We start from the raw sequence: 18,691 nt of genomic DNA on the forward strand, positions 1-18,691 counted from the left end.
GCTCAAGGAATAATGAATGACTAAGCACGTTGGCGATACCCAGCCTTTGCTCGCAATAATGCAAAAGCTACGCGATCCACAAACAGGTTGCCTCTGGGATAAAGCGCAAGATTTTCAAACCATAGTGCCTTTTACGATTGAAGAGGCTTATGAAGTTGCCGATACCATCGAGAGAATGGCGCTTGATGAGCTACCTGACGAGCTAGGCGATCTGCTATTTCAAGTGGTGTTTTATTGCCAGCTGGGCAAAGAGCAGGGCTTATTTGATTTCGATACCGTGGTTAAGCGTATTTGCGATAAATTAACGCGCCGTCATCCACATGTGTTTGAGGGGTTAGCCACAACTAGCACTGCTGAAATTAAGCAAAACTGGGAGCAGTTAAAAGCCAATGAGCGCAGCGAGCGCGAACTAAATTCGGTATTGGATGATATTCCACTGAGTTTACCGGCGTTATCACGTTCGATTAAAATTCAAAAGCGCGTTGCTAGAGTTGGCTTTGATTGGGCTGAGCTTGACCCTGTGGTGGCTAAAATCCATGAAGAGATCGATGAGGTGCTGTTTGAAGTTGAGCAAGAAAACATTGATGCTCAAAAAGTGCAAGACGAAATGGGTGACCTATTGTTCGCTGTTGTGAACCTTGCAAGACACTTGGGTGTTGAGCCTGAGAAGGCATTAAGGCAAGCAAATCATAAGTTTGAAAGACGATTCAGAGGTGTTGAAGCCTATGCTCAAGCAGATGGTCGAGCCATGACTGAACATACATTAACAGAGCTTGATGGCTACTGGGATAGAGTTAAACAGGATGAAGCAAATAAATAACTTACTTTTTAAGTTAATTGTAGTTTGTCGAATCCCGCTTGCTTTGGTATAATATTTCCCCGTCCTAGTGCTTTCTTACAAGCACATATTTCCAACTCATTTTCTCAGGTTCAGCATGACTACAAGGTATATCTTCGTTACTGGTGGCGTTGTTTCATCACTAGGTAAAGGCATTGCAGCAGCTTCTTTGGCTGCAATATTAGAGGCTCGCGGCCTAAACGTAACCATTATGAAGCTGGATCCATACATTAACGTAGATCCAGGTACCATGAGTCCAACACAACACGGTGAAGTGTTTGTGACAGAAGACGGCGCTGAAACCGATCTAGATTTAGGTCACTATGAGCGTTTCATCCGTACCAAGATGAACCGTCGTAATAACTTTACTACTGGCCGTATTTATGAAGAAGTGCTTCGTAAAGAACGTCGTGGTGACTACTTAGGTGCAACCATTCAGGTTATTCCGCACATCACTAACGCTATCAAGGAGAAAGTGCTTGCTGGTGGTGAAGGTCATGATGTGGCGATTGTTGAGATTGGTGGCACGGTAGGTGATATTGAATCACTACCATTCCTAGAGTCTATCCGTCAGCTAGGTGTTGAGCTTGGCCGTGAAAGAACGCTATTTATGCATTTGACGCTTGTTCCTTTCTTGGGTGCAGCAGGTGAAGTGAAAACTAAGCCTACTCAACACTCAGTTAAAGAGTTACGTTCAATTGGTATTGCTCCAGATGTATTGGTTTGTCGTGGCGATCGCGCAATCCCTGCAAATGAAAAAGCAAAAATCTCTTTGTTCTGTAATGTTGAAGAGCGTGCCGTTATCTCACTAAAAGACGTAGACAGTATCTATAAGATCCCTGCGTTGTTAAAAGCACAAGGTTTAGACCAACTTGTGACTAAGCGTTTTGGCATCGATTGTAAAGAAGCCGATTTAGCTGAGTGGGAAAAAGTTGTTTACCAAGAAGCTAACCCAGTGGGTGAAGTCACTATTGGTATGGTAGGTAAGTACATTGAACTACCTGATGCATACAAGTCAGTTAACGAAGCATTAAAGCATGCCGGTCTATTTAACCGCGTGTCAGTTAACATCAAGTATATTGATTCACAAAATGTTGAAGCTAAGGGCGATGAAGTCCTACAAGGCCTAGACGGTATTTTAGTACCAGGTGGATTCGGTGAGCGCGGTATTGAAGGTAAGATCATGGCGGCCCAGTTCGCTCGTGAAAATAACCTACCTTACTTCGGTATTTGTTTAGGTATGCAGGTTGCGTTGATTGAGTTTGCGCGCCATGTTGCAGGCCTTGAAGGCGCACATTCAACTGAGTTTGCACCAGAAACTCCGCATCCAGTTGTTGGTTTGATCACTGAATGGATCAACGAAGATGGCCAAGTTGAAGAACGTCACGAAGAGTCTGATTTAGGCGGCACTATGCGTCTAGGCGCTCAGCTATGCCACCTTGAAGAAGGTACTAAAGCAGCTGCAGCTTATAAATCGACAACATGTGTTGAACGTCATCGTCACCGTTACGAAGTGAACAACAACTATAAAGATCGTCTTGAAAAAGCAGGCTTAATCTTTAGCGGTTTATCAGCAGATCGCTCACTGGTTGAAATGATTGAGTTACCAAATCACCCATGGTTTGTAGCAGGTCAGTTCCATCCTGAATTTACATCGACGCCTCGTGATGGTCAGCCGTTATTTGAAGGGTTTATAGCCGCCGCTTACACCTACCAAAAACGTAATTTAGAAGACTAAATACAAACCAAACCGCTTCCATTCTATGGGAGCGGTTTTTTTGTTTATGGCGTTGTAATACCGATTGGTATAAAACAGTTATCACCCTGCGAGAGCACAGCGTTCAATGAGTTAAATCGCATTATTTTTGCCAGCTCATACACCTTGACCAAAGCGCAATGAAACTCTCTGAGTTGGCCACTGTTTTATACCTAATTTGTGTAAGTTGAGATGAACAGAATTCCGTTTTACTTTTATCTTTAAATTTATCTTTAAAACTTAAATCGAGGGCATTATGGCTAAGATTATTAACATTATCGGTCGCGAAATCATGGATTCTCGCGGTAACCCAACTGTTGAAGCTGAAGTTCATTTAGAAGGCGGATTCATGGGCATGGCTGCTGCACCGTCAGGCGCATCTACTGGTAGCCGTGAAGCACTAGAATTACGTGACGGCGATAAAGCGCGTTACATGGGTAAAGGTGTGCTTAAAGCTGTTGAAAACATCAACGGACTTATTCGTGATGCGTTGATAGGTAAAGATGCAACAGCGCAAGCTGAACTTGACCAAATCATGATCGATGTAGATGGCACTGAAAACAAAGATAAGTTAGGCGCTAACGCGATTCTAGCGGTGTCTTTGGCTGCTGCAAAAGCGGCTGCTGCATTTAAAGGCATGCCTTTATACGCTCATATTGCTGAACTAAATGGTACACCTGGGCAATATTCTATGCCTGTACCTATGATGAACATCTTAAACGGTGGCGAGCACGCAGATAACAACGTTGATATCCAAGAGTTCATGGTTCAGCCTGTTGGCGCTAAGAGCTTCCGTGAAGCACTACGTATGGGCGCTGAAATTTTCCATAGCCTAAAGAGTGTGCTTAAGTCTAAAGGCTTAAGCACTTCTGTTGGTGATGAAGGTGGATTTGCACCAAACCTTGCATCAAATGCTGATGCACTTGCCATCATCAAGGTTGCGGTTGAGCAAGCGGGTTACACGCTAGGTACTGACGTAACATTGGCACTTGATTGCGCGGCATCAGAGTTTTATAAAAATGGTCAATACGATCTTGCTGGTGAAGGCAAAGTGTTCTCTGCTAACGGTTTCTCTGACTACCTTAAGTCGCTAACTGAGCAGTACCCAATTGCTTCAATCGAAGACGGTCTAGACGAATCAGATTGGGATGGTTGGGCTTACCAAACTCAAATCATGGGTGATAAGATCCAGCTTGTTGGTGACGATCTGTTCGTAACGAACACTAAGATCCTAAAGCGCGGTATTGATAATAATATTGCTAACTCAATCTTGATTAAATTTAACCAAATCGGTTCATTAACTGAGACTCTAGCTGCGATTCGCATGGCGAAAGAAGCGGGTTACACGGTTGTGATTTCACACCGTAGTGGTGAAACTGAAGATGCGACTATTGCCGATCTCGCAGTTGCGACTTCTGCTGGTCAAATCAAGACGGGTTCACTATGCCGTAGTGACCGTGTTGCTAAGTACAACCAGCTACTGCGTATCGAAGAGCAGTTAGGCGAAAAAGCCCCTTATAACGGTCTTAAAGAGATCAAAGGTCAAGCATAAATCGCGATAAACTTTAAAAAGGCCACCACTCGGTGGCCTTTTTTGTTGTACTATCTGTCTAATATTCTCAATTTCTTTCTATTTTTAATCATGAAACGCCTTCTTATTGTATTAATCGCTTTACTTGCCATGCTTGAGTATCGCCTCTGGTTTGGGGAAAAGAGCTTAGCTGAATCTTTCCATCTGCAGGAGCAAATTAAGCTCCAGCAGCAAAGTAATGCGCAACTTGTAGCCCGTAACCAAGTCTTAAGAGAAGAGATTAGTGATCTTAGAAGTGGCACGGAAGCGCTAGAAGAGCGTGCCCGCAATGAGTTAGGTATGGTCAAAGAGGGGGAAACCTTCTTTCGCGTAGTGGGCGGCGAGCGTGGAAATAAATCAAATGATTAATATTCAGTGATTATTTGTGTATTCACTAAAGTCGAACGCCAATGATAGAAAGATGTCGTTATTACATGGAGCTCAATTATGAGCCAAATCCCTAAACAAATTATTGCCATCGTCCCTGCTGCTGGGATTGGTAGCCGCATGGGCGCAGAGATCCCCAAACAGTATTTAATGCTCAATCAACAACCTATTCTTGGCCATACCTTAGATTGTCTGCTATCGCATCCTAATATTGATAAGGTGATTGTCGCCATTAGTTCAGCCGATGATTTCTTTGCTAAGCTACCACAAGCTAATCACCCCAAGCTGCATTGTGTTATCGGAGGAAAAGAGCGAGCCCATTCTGTGCTTTCAGGGCTAAAGCTTGCTGATAATGATGCTTGGGCGTTAGTACACGATGCGGCGCGTCCGTGTTTGACCCACCAAGATATCGATAAGTTAATTGAGTCGGCAGAGTTATATCCCCAAGGTGCAATTTTGGCTGCACCTGTGCGTGATACGATGAAGCGTACCAGCGCAGATGGGGTTATTATTGCCACCGTTTGCCGAGAGCAGCTTTGGCATGCCTTAACGCCGCAGTTTTTCCCTGTCGCAAGCTTGATGCAAAATTTAGCCGCGGCATTAACCGCTGGCGCACAGATTACCGATGAAGCATCTGCAATGGAATGGGCAGGGGTAATGCCTGCTGTGGTGACTGGGCGGGCGGATAATATTAAAGTGACCCATCCAGATGATCTGCAATTGGCATCACTTTTTCTCAAAAATTCAATTTAAGCGCTGTAATGGCGCCTATTAGTTAGACAGACAGGTATCGCGATGAAAATTAGAATTGGTCACGGATTTGATGTGCATAAATTTGGCGGCGAACCACCGCTTATTCTCGGTGGGATTAATGTGCCGTATGAAGTGGGACTTATTGCCCACTCAGATGGTGACGTCGTGCTGCACGCTATCTCTGATGCGATTTTAGGTGCTATGGCGCTTGGCGATATCGGTAAGCACTTTCCTGACACTGACGCCGAGTTTAAAGGCGCCGATAGTCGGGTGCTGCTGAGACATTGCTATAAGTTAGCGACAGAGATGGGTTACAAGCTATCTAACTTAGATGTCACTATTATTGCTCAGGCACCGAAAATGGCTCCTCATATTGAAGCTATCCGTGCGGTATTGGTTGAAGATTTAGCAGCAGATATTAATGATATCAATGTTAAGGCGACCACGACAGAAAAGCTTGGCTTTACCGGTCGAAAAGAAGGTATCGCAGTAGAAGCTGTGGTGCTGATGATCACAGCATAAATTCTATGTGATTAAGCACGCGTCATTAGTTATAAAATCAGTTAGAAGCATTAGTCCAAACGAATCGCCATAGATTTTAATGGTCTTTTAGTTGAAAAATCAGTCAAATTTTAGCAAAACATTTAGTGAGACAAGTTAGCGATATGAGTGAATTACATTATTTATACGGCAAGCCAGTATCAACAGCCGATCTGCGTACCCATAACAGTGATTTCCAAGTACAAGAGATTTTGCCTTTTACTGCCACTGGCGAAGGTGAGCATCATTTGCTTCACATTCGTAAAGATGGGCTCAATACCCTTGAAATCGTCAAGAGACTATCGATCTTTGCTCATGTGCATCCAAAAGAGGTGACATATGCAGGTCAAAAAGATAAGCATGCGGTTACAGAGCAGTGGTTTGGTGTACGTATTCCAGGCAAAGAAACGCCTGACTGGCAGCAGCTAAATTGCGACCAAGTTACAGTGCTGAGCGCTGCAAGACACAGCAAAAAGCTACGGATTGGTGCGCTGGCGGGTAATCGCTTTACCTTAATATTACGTAATGTTAGCGATATGAGTGATGTGATTAAACGCATTGACTTAGTGAACGGGCAAGGCGTACCGAACTATTTTGGTGAGCAACGTTTTGGCCATGATGGTAAAAATTTAGAGTTTGGTCGGCAGATGTTTTCTGGCCGTAAAGTTAAAGATCGTAATAAGCGTAGTATGTACCTGTCTGCGGTACGCTCTAACATGTTTAATCTTGCCTGTTCAGGTCGTTTAGCACAGCACGGCACAGCAAGCTTAGCTGGCGATTGTGTCATGCTCGCTGGCAGCAAAAGTTACTTTGTTGCCGAGCAGTGGGATGAAACGTTAATAGAGCGTCTAAATAACAAAGATATTCAGCTTTCAGCACCATTATGGGGGCGTGGGTTACCACTGGCACAAGGACAAGCGGCGCAGTGTGAGGCTGACGCACTTGAGTCACTCGCAATTGACAAAGACGGTTTGGAGCATGCAGGGCTTAGCCAAGAGAGACGTGCTTTGTTACTTGAGCCACAACATCTGCAGTATGAAGTAAGCGAAGATACCATTACCTTAAAATTTGCATTACCATCAGGTTCTTATGCGACTTCTGTATTACGAGAACTCTTTCTTTACCAAGATGTTCAAGAAGTCGCGCGTCAAAAAATGTTAGCTGAGCAAAGAAGCGCTGAGACCGAACAATGAAGATTTTGATCAGCAATGACGATGGGGTGAATGCTGAAGGTATTGCTGCGTTAACCGCAGCCTTGAGCCAAATAGCAGAAACACTGACGGTTGGACCTGACAGAAATTGTTCAGGGGCAAGTAACTCGTTAACCTTGACCAATCCACTGCGAATCAATACCTTAGACAATGGTTATATCTCGGTCAGTGGCACACCGACCGATTGTGTGCATTTGGCAATTAGAGAGTTATATCAAGATGAGCCTGACATGGTGGTGTCTGGTATTAATGCTGGCGCGAATATGGGCGATGATACCTTGTATTCAGGCACGGTTGCAGCCGCAATGGAAGGGCGCTTCTTAGGGTTTCCGGCTATTGCGATCTCTTTGGTGGGGCATGAACTTAAGCATTATGAAACCGCGGCTCATTATGCATTAAAAATTGTGAAGGCCTTGCAAGATAGTCCTATTGCACAAGATAAGATCTTGAATATCAATGTACCAGACTTACCTTTAAGTGAAATTAAAGGCATGAAGATAACCCGTCTTGGTGCAAGACACAGAGCTGAGGGTATGGTACGAACTCAAGATCCTGCCGGTAGAGAGATTTTTTGGTTAGGCCCTCCCGGCGATGAGCAAGATGCAAGTGATGGGACCGACTTTTATGCCGTCGCTAACGGTTATGTGTCTATTACACCATTAACGGTCGATTTAACTGCATTTGAGCAGTTGAGTGCGTTAGAAGGCTGGTTAACTAAGCTTGCGGATTAAATACTGAGTAGATTAGATATATTGGGGCTGTGATTGATAGCAGCCCTTGTTTATAGCTTTACTGTACGTTTACACCTGTTTATTTTGGATTATTGGAAAACTGATTTATGACCCCTGTTACTTCAACATCTGCATTGAACCTCGCAAGAAGACTGTATGAGGCAGGGATCCGCTGTGAATTGGTATTAAAGGCGGTTGCGAACACACCACGTGAACGCTTCCTTGATCCGGCTCTTGGCCACAAAGCTTATGAAAATACGGCGCTACCGATCGGACAAGGACAAACTATTTCGCAGCCCTATATCGTTGCGCGAATGACTGAAATTATTTTGCAAACAAAACCAAATAAGGTTTTAGAGATTGGTACAGGGTCGGGCTATCAGGCTGCTATTTTAGCGCAGTTAGTGCCACAGCTTTGTACGGTAGAGCGGATTAAAAGTTTACAGATCCAAGCAAGGCAAAGATTGAAAAGACTCGACCTTCACAATATTGCGTTTAAATATGGCGATGGCTGGGAAGGTTGGCCGAGCAAAGGTCCTTATGATGCGATAATGGTTACCGCTGCGGCGAGTTCTATCCCTGAAGCATTAGTGGCTCAATTAGCTGATGGTGGCGTACTTGTTATCCCCGTTGGCGAAGCGGCTCAACAGTTGTTAAAAGTGACACGTTGTGGTGAACAATATACGTCGGAAGTCGTAGAGGATGTTCGCTTTGTACCGCTTATAAATGGTGAGCTTGCATAAGCTTTTCGACAAAATGATAAGTATTAGAATTGTGAAATAGGTTGATTTGGGGTGATGAGTTAACAATGAGGTTGGTTTGCTTTTTAAGTGTCTGCATATCACTGATGCTATCTGGATGTAGCTTTCAGGCTGATAGGCCCGCGCCTGTGGAATCCTTAAATGGTCCCTCTACCCCGTCGATCAGCAAAGGATCGATAACGGGCAGCCGTTATGTGGTTAAAAAGGGCGATACCTTATATTCAATTGCATGGGGCTCAAATAAAGATTTTGTCGATATAGCTAAGGGCAACCGACTGCCAAAGCCTTATACCATCTACCCTGGTCAAGTTTTGAGCTTAAGCTCTAAAAAATATGTTACAAATAACCAAAGTGTCAAAAAAACAACGACTTCGACAACTAAAGTAACAGTGCCAAACTCTAAAGTTGTTTCAAATCATAAGGTTAGCGATAGGCCTGTTTCTAGTGTCTCTCAGGTTGATGGGTCAAAAAAACAGCTTGATCAAAATCCTAAGCCTGCGTACTCTGTAACAAGTAGTCAACAAGATGCTCACGGAGTTGTCCACAAGCCAGCCGAGCTACCCAAAAAAGTAAGCAAATGGTCATGGCCTGTGAAAGGAAAGGTGATTGGAACTTTCTCAGCCAAAGAGCAGGGAAATAAAGGAATAAAGATCGCTGGTAATCGAGGTGATGTGATTAAAGCTGCTGCTGGCGGAAGAGTTGTTTACGCGGGTAGCGCACTTCGAGGGTATGGTAACTTAGTCATTATTAAACATAGTGATGATTATTTAAGTGCTTATGCTCACGCTGATAAGATCTTAGTTAAAGAAAAGCAAGCTGTTAATGTTGGACAGACAGTAGCAACAATGGGCAGTACTGGCACCAATCGGGTTATGTTACATTTTGAGATCCGATACCACGGAAAATCAGTAAACCCTGTAAAATTTTTGCCTAAACAATAGTTTTTGGGCAGCCAATTTGGCAAATCGGAGGATCGTGACGTGCAGTAATTAAATGTAAAAATTCGGGAGAGATATTATGGGCAGTGTAAATAATGCCGTTGTAGTGGAGCAGACAAAAAGCCACTCAAAAGAGTTAACGAATAATCTTACTAAACAAGATGTGAAAGAAGCTGAGTTAGAACAGCAAGTCCAAGATGATCTACAAAAAAACCTAGATGCAACCCAATTGTATTTAGGAGAAATTGGTTTTTCCCCCCTCCTCAGTGCTGAGGAAGAAGTCTATTTTTCGCGAAAGTCTTTAAAAGGCTGTGAAAAATCTCGCAATCGTATGATTGAAAGTAACCTCAGGCTGGTCGTAAAAATTGCTCGTCGATATAACAATCGTGGCTTAGCGCTGCTAGATCTTATTGAAGAAGGGAATTTAGGCTTGATCCGTGCCGTCGAGAAATTCGATCCTGAGCGTGGTTTTAGATTCTCGACGTATGCTACATGGTGGATTAGACAGACGATTGAACGAGCAATTATGAACCAGACTCGTACTATTCGTTTACCTATTCATGTCGTAAAAGAGCTTAATGTCTATTTACGCACAGCGAGAGAATTAGCCCATAAGCTCGATCATGAACCAACAGCTGAAGAGATAGCAGAACGACTCGACTTACCGAGTAGCGATGTTAGCCGTATGCTAAAACTTAATGAAAGAATTACTTCTGTCGATACACCGCTTGGTGGTGAAAGTGATAAAGCTCTGTTAGATGTGCTCGCAGATGATGATAACGTAGGGCCTGATTATAAGGTTCAAGACGAAGACATGTCTAAGTCTGTGGTCAAGTGGTTAGATGAACTCAATACCAAGCAGCGAGAAGTGTTAGCGCGCCGATTTGGTTTGTTAGGTTATGAGCCATCAACACTTGAAAATGTGGGTAAAGAAATAGGCTTAACTCGCGAAAGAGTGCGCCAAATCCAAGTCGAGGCACTTAAACGTTTAAAAGATTTGTTAGGTGCTCAAGGTCTGTCTGTTGAAGCTATATTTAAAGCATAAATAAGTCTGCTAATGCTCTAAGCAAGTTAGTTAAGTGACAAATAAAAAGCGCAGCTGATGATCAACTGCGCTTTTTAGTATCTAACTCTGAGCTAGCTAGCCCAAATCATACAAAAGCGGGTTTATAACGCCAGTTTCTTGAGCTCATACAGATAATCTAGAGCCTGTCTTGGCGTTAATTCATCTGGATTAATTTTCTCAAGGGCTGCAAGTGCAGGAGAGGGCGTCGGTGCTGAAAAGCTCATGCTTTGCTGTAAAGGCTGCTCAGCATCACAAGGTTCTTTGCCATGATCGCGACTTTCTAGTTGATGTAACTTATGCTTTGCAGCGCTAATCACACAATTAGGAACGCCAGCGAGAGCTGCAACTTGTAAGCCGTAACTGCGACTTGCAGCACCTTCTTGCACTGCATGCATAAACACAATGCTATCACCATGCTCGACGGCATCTAAATGTACGTTCTCTACGTTAGATAGCAACTCTGGTAGCTGAGTTAGTTCAAAGTAATGGGTTGCAAATAGCGTCATCGCTTGCAGATGCGTAGCTAAATATTCCGCTGCAGACCAAGCGAGTGACAGACCATCGTAGGTCGAAGTACCACGCCCAATTTCATCCATCAATACCAAGCTGTTAGGCGTGGCATTATGCAAGATATTAGCTGTTTCTGTCATCTCGACCATGAAGGTTGAGCGACCAGAAGCAAGATCATCTGAAGCGCCAATACGCGTAAAGATCCGATCCACAGGGCCAATGACGGCATGCTCTGCAGGCACATAACAGCCAATGTGTGCCATCAAGGTTATTAACGCAACTTGGCGCATATAAGTTGATTTACCCCCCATGTTTGGACCGGTAACAATCAACATTTTACGCTGATCATTTAGGGTAACAGGGTTGGCAATAAATGGACTCTTACTCACCTGTTCAACAACAGGGTGGCGACCCGCTTCGATTTGGATCCCAGGAGTATTTGATAACTCAGGGCAATGATAATTTAAGCTTTCAGCACGCTCAGCGAAGTTACATAACACATCTAACTCTGCAGCAGCTTGAGCGAAGTCTTGCAGTTCATGCAATTTTGGCAAGATAAGATCAAACAACTGCTCCCAAAGCTGCTTTTCAAGCGCTAAGGCTTTCCCTTGGCTAGATAATACTTTTTCCTCATGCTCTTTAAGCTCTGGGATAATGTAGCGTTCAGTATTTTTTAGTGTCTGTCTACGTTGGTAGCTAAGTGGAACTAAGTCTGACTCGCGGCGGCTGACTTCGATGTAGTAGCCATGAACTCGGTTATAGCCGACTTTTAAGGTGGAGATCCCAGTCTGCTGTTTTTCTCGTGCTTCAAGCTCATGAAGGTAATCGGTCGCGCCTTCACTCAATTTACGCCATTGATCGAGCTCTTCATTGTAACCTTCGCAGATCACACCACCATCTCGAATAAGCATCGGTGGATTATCGACTACAGCTCGTGATAACAGTTCAAGCTCTTCTGGGAACTCACCGATCACTTGCGACAGATATTTAAGATGCGGCGCATTCGCTTGAGTTAGTGTTTGTTGCAACTGAGGCAATAACGCAAGCGCTTGGCGTAGGCGAGCAAAATCTCGAGGACGAGCGTTACGTAGCGCTATACGGGCCGTAATTCGCTCAATATCACCGAGAGCCTTAAGATCTTCCGACAGTACTTCATGGTTACCATTACCCAGTAACTCTTCGATTGATGCTTGCCTTGCGCAGATTATGCCGTGGTCTCTAAGTGGCTGATGGAGCCAGCGCTGTAGCATACGGCTGCCCATAGGCGTCACAGTATTATCGAGCACTGAAGCTAGGGTGTTTTCTCGACCGCCTTGCAAGTTCACTGTTAATTCAAGATTACGACGGGTCGCGGCATCGAGCACGATACTATCGGACTGGTTAAAACGCACAATAGAGTTAATGTGTGGCAGCGCCGTTCGTTGGGTATCTTTGACATACTGCATTAAACAACCAGCAGCTTGCAGTGACAGTCTCGCGTCTTCAATACCAAAGCCTTTTAAATCTTTCGTGCCGAATTGATTGAGTAATAATCTATGGCAAGTCTCATAATCAAACTCCCATTCAGGGCGGCGACGAGTGCCATTCATCCCTGCAATTAGGCTCATCTCAGAGAAGTCTTCGCTGTACAGTAGTTCAGCAGGGTTGGTACGTTGTAACTCGGCTTCTAGTGCTTCGGTATTGGCAAGCTCTGTAATCACAAAGCGTCCAGATGCGACATCCAAGGTTGCATAACCGTAGCCAGTTTTACCTTGGTAAAGCGCAGCAAGTAAGTTGTCTTGTCTTTCTTGCAATAAGGCTTCATCAGTGAGAGTGCCTGGGGTGACGATACGTACCACTTTTCGCTCAACCGGGCCTTTAGAGGTTGCCGGGTCGCCAATTTGTTCACAAATAGCGACTGATACACGTAGTTGCACTAATTTTGCTAAATAACCTTCAACTGCGTGGTAAGGAAGACCCGCCATAGGGATAGGGTCACCACCGCTTTTGCCTCGAGCGGTTAACGAGATCCCAAGTAACTCCGAAGCTCGTTTGGCATCTTCATAAAAGAGCTCATAGAAATCGCCCATACGATAAAAGAGTAACATATCTGGATGTTGAGCTTTTAACGTCAAATATTGACGCATCATTGGGGTGTGTTTTTCTAAGCCTTGCGGATCAATAGCGGTCATCGATTTGTTTTGCCTGTCATTTACAGCGGAGCCTTTAAAGCGCCTTAAACAATATTGACGCTAATCTTACCAATATTTTGCAGCATTTAGGCGTGTTTCTTACAGTGTTTGTGTAATAAATTACGGTATATAAATGATGAATGCTTGCAAGTGTTTGATTTTTAGCTGTTTGCAAATTATTTTTACACAGTACTTGATACTGTATGATTGTACAGTATACTAGTTTCATATTGAGGCTCTAGCCAAGGCTAAATGAGTCATCACCCAAACAATAATACAGTGTCAATACCGTGTCGCACTGTGCTCCAGAGGATAGCAGAATGAAGATAGATCCAAATAAAGAGAAAGCACTGAACGCTGTTTTAGGTCAGATTGAGAAGCAGTTTGGTAAAGGCTCAATCATGAAGCTAGGCGAAGATCGTTCAATGGACGTAGAAACGATTTCTACTGGCTCATTATCTTTGGATGTTGCCTTAGGTGCAGGTGGATTGCCAATGGGCCGTATCGTTGAAATCTATGGTCCAGAATCATCAGGTAAAACGACACTGACATTAGAAGTGATTGCTGCCGCTCAAAGACAAGGTAAGACTTGTGCCTTTATCGATGCTGAGCATGCACTTGACCCAATTTATGCTAAAAAACTGGGTGTTGATATCGACAACCTTCTTTGTTCACAGCCTGATACTGGTGAGCAAGCGCTTGAGATTTGTGACGCATTAACTCGCAGTGGCGCTGTTGACGTTATCGTTGTTGACTCGGTAGCAGCATTGACACCAAAAGCTGAAATCGAAGGCGAAATTGGTGACTCTCACATGGGCCTTGCAGCACGTATGATGAGCCAAGCGATGCGTAAGCTTGCTGGTAACCTTAAGCAGTCAAACACTTTGCTAATCTTCATTAACCAAATTCGTATGAAAATTGGTGTTATGTTTGGTAATCCAGAGACGACAACGGGTGGTAACGCACTTAAGTTCTACGCTTCAGTTCGTCTAGATATTCGCCGTACTGGTGCGATTAAAGATAGAGAAGAAGTGATCGGAAACGAGACCCGTGTAAAAGTGGTTAAGAACAAGATTGCTGCGCCATTTAAACAAGCTGAATTTCAGATCCTTTATGGCCAAGGCATTAACAAAACTGGCGAGCTCGTTGACTTAGGTGTTATGCATAAGCTAATTGAAAAGTCGGGCGCTTGGTATGCTTATAAAGGTAGCAAGATTGGTCAAGGCCGTGCAAACGCGGGTAAGTACCTAATCGAAAACCCTGAAATATCAGATGAAATTGAAACCACATTACGTTCAATGCTTCTGGGTAATGGTGAGAAAGTGGCACCTGATGCTGCTGATACCGCGGGTGATAATGTCGATTTAGAGACCGGCGAAGTATTCTAAGCCATCACTAACATTTAGATAAGCTTATCTGCTGTATATATCGCGGTTGCGCAATTAGCGCACCGCGATTTTTTTTGTAAAAAAGTTGCCAACCCAATTCTTCGCAATTAAATCTTACTTCAATTTCCCTATTATGCACGCAGTTTTGTATCAACAGGGCTGGTTGTTAGCTCTGACTCTGCTTATAATGCTATCCATAAAAAATTTATCACTCAGCCCTTTAAGGGCTATTTGCACAACCTAATTCAGGATGGTTTCATGTATCAAACCACTGCAGCACTGCGAAGTGCTTTTTTGGAATATTTCCGCACAAATGGTCACCAGGTCGTAGATAGTAGCTCTCTCGTTCCTGTGAACGATCCAACACTGCTATTTACTAATGCGGGTATGAACCAATTTAAAGACGTGTTTTTGGGTGCTGATAAGCGTAGCTATTCACGTGCAACGTCTTCACAGCGCTGCGTGCGTGCGGGTGGTAAGCACAACGATTTAGATAACGTTGGTTACACTGCTCGTCACCATACATTCTTTGAGATGTTAGGTAACTTCAGCTTTGGTGATTACTTCAAAGAAGAAGCCATTCACTTTGCTTGGAATTTCTTAACTGAAGAATTGAAGCTGCCTAAAGAGCGTCTTTGCGTCACTATTTATGACACAGATGATGAAGCATTTGAAATTTGGAATAAGAAAATTGGCGTAGCGGCAGAAAACATCATCCGCATCGGTGACAATAAAGGCGCGGCCTACGCATCTGATAACTTCTGGCAAATGGGCGATACCGGTCCTTGTGGGCCATGTTCTGAAATCTTTTACGATCATGGCGATCATATCTGGGGTGGCCGTCCTGGCACACCAGAAGAAGATGGCGATCGCTTCATTGAGATCTGGAACATCGTATTCATGCAATACAACCGTCAAGCAGACGGTGAGATGAAGCCACTGCCAAAGCCATCTGTTGATACTGGTATGGGCATTGAGCGTATCGCCGCAATTATGCAGGGCGTACATTCAAACTATGAAATTGATATTTTCCAAGCGTTAATCAAGAAAGCTGCTGCGATTCTTGGCGTGACGGATCTCGAAAATAAGTCACTTCGCGTTATTGCTGACCATATCCGTTCATGTGCGTTCTTAATTGCTGATGGTGTTATGCCGTCAAATGAAGGCCGTGGTTACGTACTTCGCCGTATTATTCGCCGTGCAGTGCGTCATGGCAATAAGTTAGGTGCAACGGAAAGCTTCTTCTATAAATTAGTACCAACGTTAATTGAAGTCATGGGGGATGCTGCCAAAGGCCTACAAGAAACTCAGGCAATTGTTGAAAAATCACTAAAAGCAGAAGAAGAACAGTTCGCACGTACACTTGAGCGTGGTCTAGGTATCTTAGACTCGGCATTAAATGAGCTAGCAACTAACGTATTAGACGGTGAAACAGCCTTCAAACTTTATGATACTTATGGTTTCCCGGTTGATTTAACTGCTGATGTTTGTCGTGAGCGTGACATTACCGTTGATGAAGCTGGATTTAAACTTGCTATGGCTGCTCAACGTAGCCGTGCCCAAGCCGCTGGCCAATTTGACACTGACTATAATGAAGGTTTGAAGATTGACGAGCAGAGTCGCTTTACTGGCTACACAGAGCTAAACAATCAAGCAAGCATTACAGCAATCTTTAAAGCGGGCGAGTCGGCTCAAAGTGCTAATGCTGGCGATGATATCGTTGTTGTATTAGACAATACTCCATTTTATGGTGAGTCTGGTGGTCAGTGCGGTGATGCTGGTGCATTAATAGCCGATGGTGTAGAAGTCACGGTTACAGACACGCAAAAATATGGTCAAGCGATTGGTCATATCAGCCGCGTAACGACAGGTGAAATCAAAGTCGGTCAGCTTGTCACGGCAAATGTTGATAAGAAACTACGCCATAGAACAGAGCTTAACCACTCTGTGACTCACCTTTTACACGCTGCTTTACGTCAAGTATTAGGTACTCATGTTAGCCAGAAAGGTTCTTTAGTCAATCCAGAACGTTTACGTTTTGACTTTTCTCACTTTGAAGGTGTTAAAGCGCACGAGCTGAAGGAAGTTGAAGAACTGGTTAACACACAAATTCGTCGTAACCACGAATTGACTGCTGAAGTGATGGATATCGAAACCGCCAAAGAAAAAGGTGCGATGGCACTGTTTGGTGAAAAGTATGATTCTGAAGTACGCGTTGTGACAATGGGCGATTTCTCAATCGAGCTATGTGGTGGTACTCACGTGGGTCGTACTGGCGATATCGGCCTATTCAAAATCACCTCTGAAGGTGGTATTGCAGCAGGTGTTCGCCGTATTGAAGCCGTTACAGGGGCGGCAGCGATGGCATACGTTGCGAAGCAACAAGCACAATTAGAAGAGGCGGCGGCTTTACTAAAAGGTGATAGCGCATCTGTTGTTGCTAAGCTTAAAGCGCAACTTGATAAGACTAGGCTGCTTGAGAAAGAGTTATCTCAGTTGAAAGACAAGCTTGCAGCTGCGACAAGTGCGGATCTTGCTGGTGAAGCGGTAGACGTTAACGGCGCTAAAGTTTTGATTAAGAAGCTTGAGGGCGTAGATGCTGGTGCATTGCGTGGCCTACAAGATGAGCTTAAGCAAAAACTGCAATCAGGTATTGTAGTGCTGGCTATTGCTGGTGAAGACAAGGTTAACCTTATTGTAGGTGTGACTAAGGACCTAACCGGTAAGGTTAAAGCTGGTGAACTTGTCGCTTCAATTGCGGTTCAAGTTGGTGGTAAGGGTGGTGGACGCCCTGATATGGCACAGGCCGGCGGTAGCCAGCCTGAGAACCTAGACAGCGCGCTAGAGCAAGTTCTGCCATGGATCACTGCTAAACTCGCTTAAGACAGAGCGATAGTTATATAGAAACGCCCTTTATGGGCGTTTTTTTATGGAATAAATACGCTAATAGATATTTAATTTAAGTACTATCCATAGGCTGAGAGCGGCAGTTTATATCTAGTTTGAGTACTTTGTAATGATAGTTATTGAGCTTAAAACTTTAGATGGATTGTATTTTTTATAAACTGGATTAGTGAGTTGTTTGGCTTAAGTGTGCATATTGTAGCCTTAGATTTGGGTAATGTTCTAATTCATGCTAGTTTAATGTTAACACCTGATAATCGTCGTTATTGGGTAAAAGTTATTCTTAATATGGCTAAAAAGGTTTCAAGCGCATAACTGTGATTTAATACTGAAAAAGGTGTAATTATTTGACGCTTTTCTCATAGAATACTGTTAATTTGTACTAAGCTAACCTTATAATACAGTTATAACGGAATTATGCCGTATAAAGCAGAATTAGGAACTAAAGGAGCAAAGTAATGCTGATATTGACTCGTCGTGTTGGTGAAACACTGATGATTGGTGATGAAGTAACTGTCACTGTATTAGGCGTTAAAGGTAACCAAGTAAGAATTGGTGTAAATGCACCTAAAGAAGTCTCTGTACATCGTGAAGAGATTTATCAACGCATCCAGTCTGAAAAATCAGGTACGCCATCAGAAGGCGGTAACTTTTGATCTAACTAAGATCAATTTAAGAATTCTAGAAGCCAGTTAATAACTGGCTTTTTTATTTTTAGCATCTTCATCAATGCTAACGCCACCAAGTCAGAATGGGTGTAACTGCATTTACACATAGCGAAGTCTCTGTGCACTGTGAAGAAGTTTACCCGCATGTTCAGTCTTAACAATCCGCAACGCCAATCGATGATGGTGACTTTTGATCTGACTAAGATCAATCTAAGCTTTATTTGAAGATAGTAGAAGCCAGTTAATAACGGGCTTTTTTATTTTATAAGGCTTAGAAAGCCTCTTTAACCCTTTTAAAAGTGTATATAAAAGCTAAGTTAGTCTGATATAGCAGCAAGCTGCTTAAAAACACTTCAAACGGGGATAGTTTATTAAAAAGGGTTTGACTTATTTTCGGCAGACAGTAATATGTGCGCCAAGAAACGGAGAGGTGGCCGAGTGGCCGAAGGCGCTCCCCTGCTAAGGGAGTATGGGCTTTAACTCCCATCGAGGGTTCGAA

The 18,691-nt window shown here is 43.7% G+C and carries 16 protein-coding genes; 14 read left to right on the plus strand and 2 right to left on the minus strand.

Features of this window, described 5'->3' with window-relative positions; all coding sequences use genetic code 11:
- Positions 1–16 precede the first annotated feature (16 nt).
- The 11 genes from mazG (at position 17) to rpoS (ending at position 10,530) form a co-directional block, all read left to right on the plus strand.
- Positions 17–820, plus strand: a complete 804-nt coding sequence (gene mazG, locus ACVBIL_RS00875; protein ID WP_447165103.1) for a nucleoside triphosphate pyrophosphohydrolase — start codon at positions 17–19, stop codon at positions 818–820.
- 115 nt (positions 821–935) lie between these two features.
- On the plus strand, positions 936–2,576 hold the full coding sequence (locus ACVBIL_RS00880) for a CTP synthase (RefSeq protein WP_447165104.1): 1,641 nt from the start codon (positions 936–938) through the stop codon (positions 2,574–2,576).
- A 274-nt stretch (positions 2,577–2,850) separates the two neighbouring features.
- The gene (gene eno / locus ACVBIL_RS00885; protein ID WP_447165105.1) at positions 2,851–4,146 is read left to right on the plus strand and encodes a phosphopyruvate hydratase; all 1,296 of its coding nucleotides are present in this window, start codon (positions 2,851–2,853) and stop codon (positions 4,144–4,146) included.
- Between the two features lie 90 nt (positions 4,147–4,236).
- Complete coding sequence (gene ftsB / locus ACVBIL_RS00890) at positions 4,237–4,533, plus strand: cell division protein FtsB (RefSeq protein ID WP_447165106.1); 297 nt, start codon at positions 4,237–4,239, stop codon at positions 4,531–4,533.
- 78 nt (positions 4,534–4,611) lie between these two features.
- Positions 4,612–5,304, plus strand: coding sequence for a 2-C-methyl-D-erythritol 4-phosphate cytidylyltransferase (gene ispD / locus ACVBIL_RS00895; RefSeq protein WP_447165107.1), 693 nt, complete (start codon positions 4,612–4,614; stop codon positions 5,302–5,304).
- 42 nt (positions 5,305–5,346) lie between these two features.
- A complete protein-coding gene (ispF, locus tag ACVBIL_RS00900) occupies positions 5,347–5,826 on the plus strand; it encodes a 2-C-methyl-D-erythritol 2,4-cyclodiphosphate synthase (RefSeq protein WP_447165108.1) in 480 nt (159 codons plus the stop codon).
- 143 nt (positions 5,827–5,969) lie between these two features.
- Positions 5,970–7,037, plus strand: a complete 1,068-nt coding sequence (gene truD, locus ACVBIL_RS00905; protein WP_447165109.1) for a tRNA pseudouridine(13) synthase TruD — start codon at positions 5,970–5,972, stop codon at positions 7,035–7,037.
- Positions 7,034–7,786: a 5'/3'-nucleotidase SurE gene (surE, locus tag ACVBIL_RS00910; RefSeq protein ID WP_447165110.1), complete on the plus strand. Its 753-nt coding sequence runs from the start codon at positions 7,034–7,036 to the stop codon at positions 7,784–7,786. The genes truD and surE overlap by 4 nt, the downstream gene beginning before the upstream one ends.
- Before the next feature lie 107 nt (positions 7,787–7,893).
- Positions 7,894–8,529, plus strand: coding sequence for a protein-L-isoaspartate(D-aspartate) O-methyltransferase (locus ACVBIL_RS00915; RefSeq protein WP_447165111.1), 636 nt, complete (start codon positions 7,894–7,896; stop codon positions 8,527–8,529).
- 65 nt (positions 8,530–8,594) lie between these two features.
- Positions 8,595–9,488: a peptidoglycan DD-metalloendopeptidase family protein gene (locus ACVBIL_RS00920; RefSeq protein WP_447165121.1), complete on the plus strand. Its 894-nt coding sequence runs from the start codon at positions 8,595–8,597 to the stop codon at positions 9,486–9,488.
- A gap of 76 nt (positions 9,489–9,564) precedes the next feature.
- Positions 9,565–10,530 (plus strand): RNA polymerase sigma factor RpoS, encoded by a 966-nt coding sequence (gene rpoS, locus ACVBIL_RS00925; RefSeq protein ID WP_447165112.1) that lies wholly within the window; start codon positions 9,565–9,567, stop codon positions 10,528–10,530.
- A gap of 122 nt (positions 10,531–10,652) precedes the next feature.
- Here rpoS and mutS read toward each other — a convergent pair whose 3' ends face one another.
- The gene (gene mutS / locus ACVBIL_RS00930) at positions 10,653–13,232 is read right to left on the minus strand and encodes a DNA mismatch repair protein MutS (RefSeq protein ID WP_447165113.1); all 2,580 of its coding nucleotides are present in this window, start codon (positions 13,230–13,232) and stop codon (positions 10,653–10,655) included.
- 320 nt (positions 13,233–13,552) lie between these two features.
- Between mutS and recA the strand changes: the two genes are divergently transcribed.
- From recA to csrA, 3 genes are all read left to right on the plus strand, one after another.
- On the plus strand, positions 13,553–14,620 hold the full coding sequence (recA, locus tag ACVBIL_RS00935; protein ID WP_447165114.1) for a recombinase RecA: 1,068 nt from the start codon (positions 13,553–13,555) through the stop codon (positions 14,618–14,620).
- Between the two features lie 258 nt (positions 14,621–14,878).
- Complete coding sequence (alaS, locus tag ACVBIL_RS00940) at positions 14,879–17,503, plus strand: alanine--tRNA ligase (protein WP_447165115.1); 2,625 nt, start codon at positions 14,879–14,881, stop codon at positions 17,501–17,503.
- Between the two features lie 479 nt (positions 17,504–17,982).
- Positions 17,983–18,180 carry a carbon storage regulator CsrA gene (csrA, locus tag ACVBIL_RS00945; RefSeq protein ID WP_006082602.1) on the plus strand — a complete coding sequence of 66 codons (198 nt, stop codon included), beginning with the start codon at positions 17,983–17,985 and terminating at the stop codon, positions 18,178–18,180.
- A 283-nt stretch (positions 18,181–18,463) separates the two neighbouring features.
- Here csrA and ACVBIL_RS00950 read toward each other — a convergent pair.
- A partial coding sequence (locus tag ACVBIL_RS00950; RefSeq protein ID WP_447165116.1) for a hypothetical protein occupies positions 18,464–18,691 on the minus strand: 228 nt, incomplete at its 5' end.

Source organism: Shewanella sp. 125m-7, assembly GCF_052977045.1.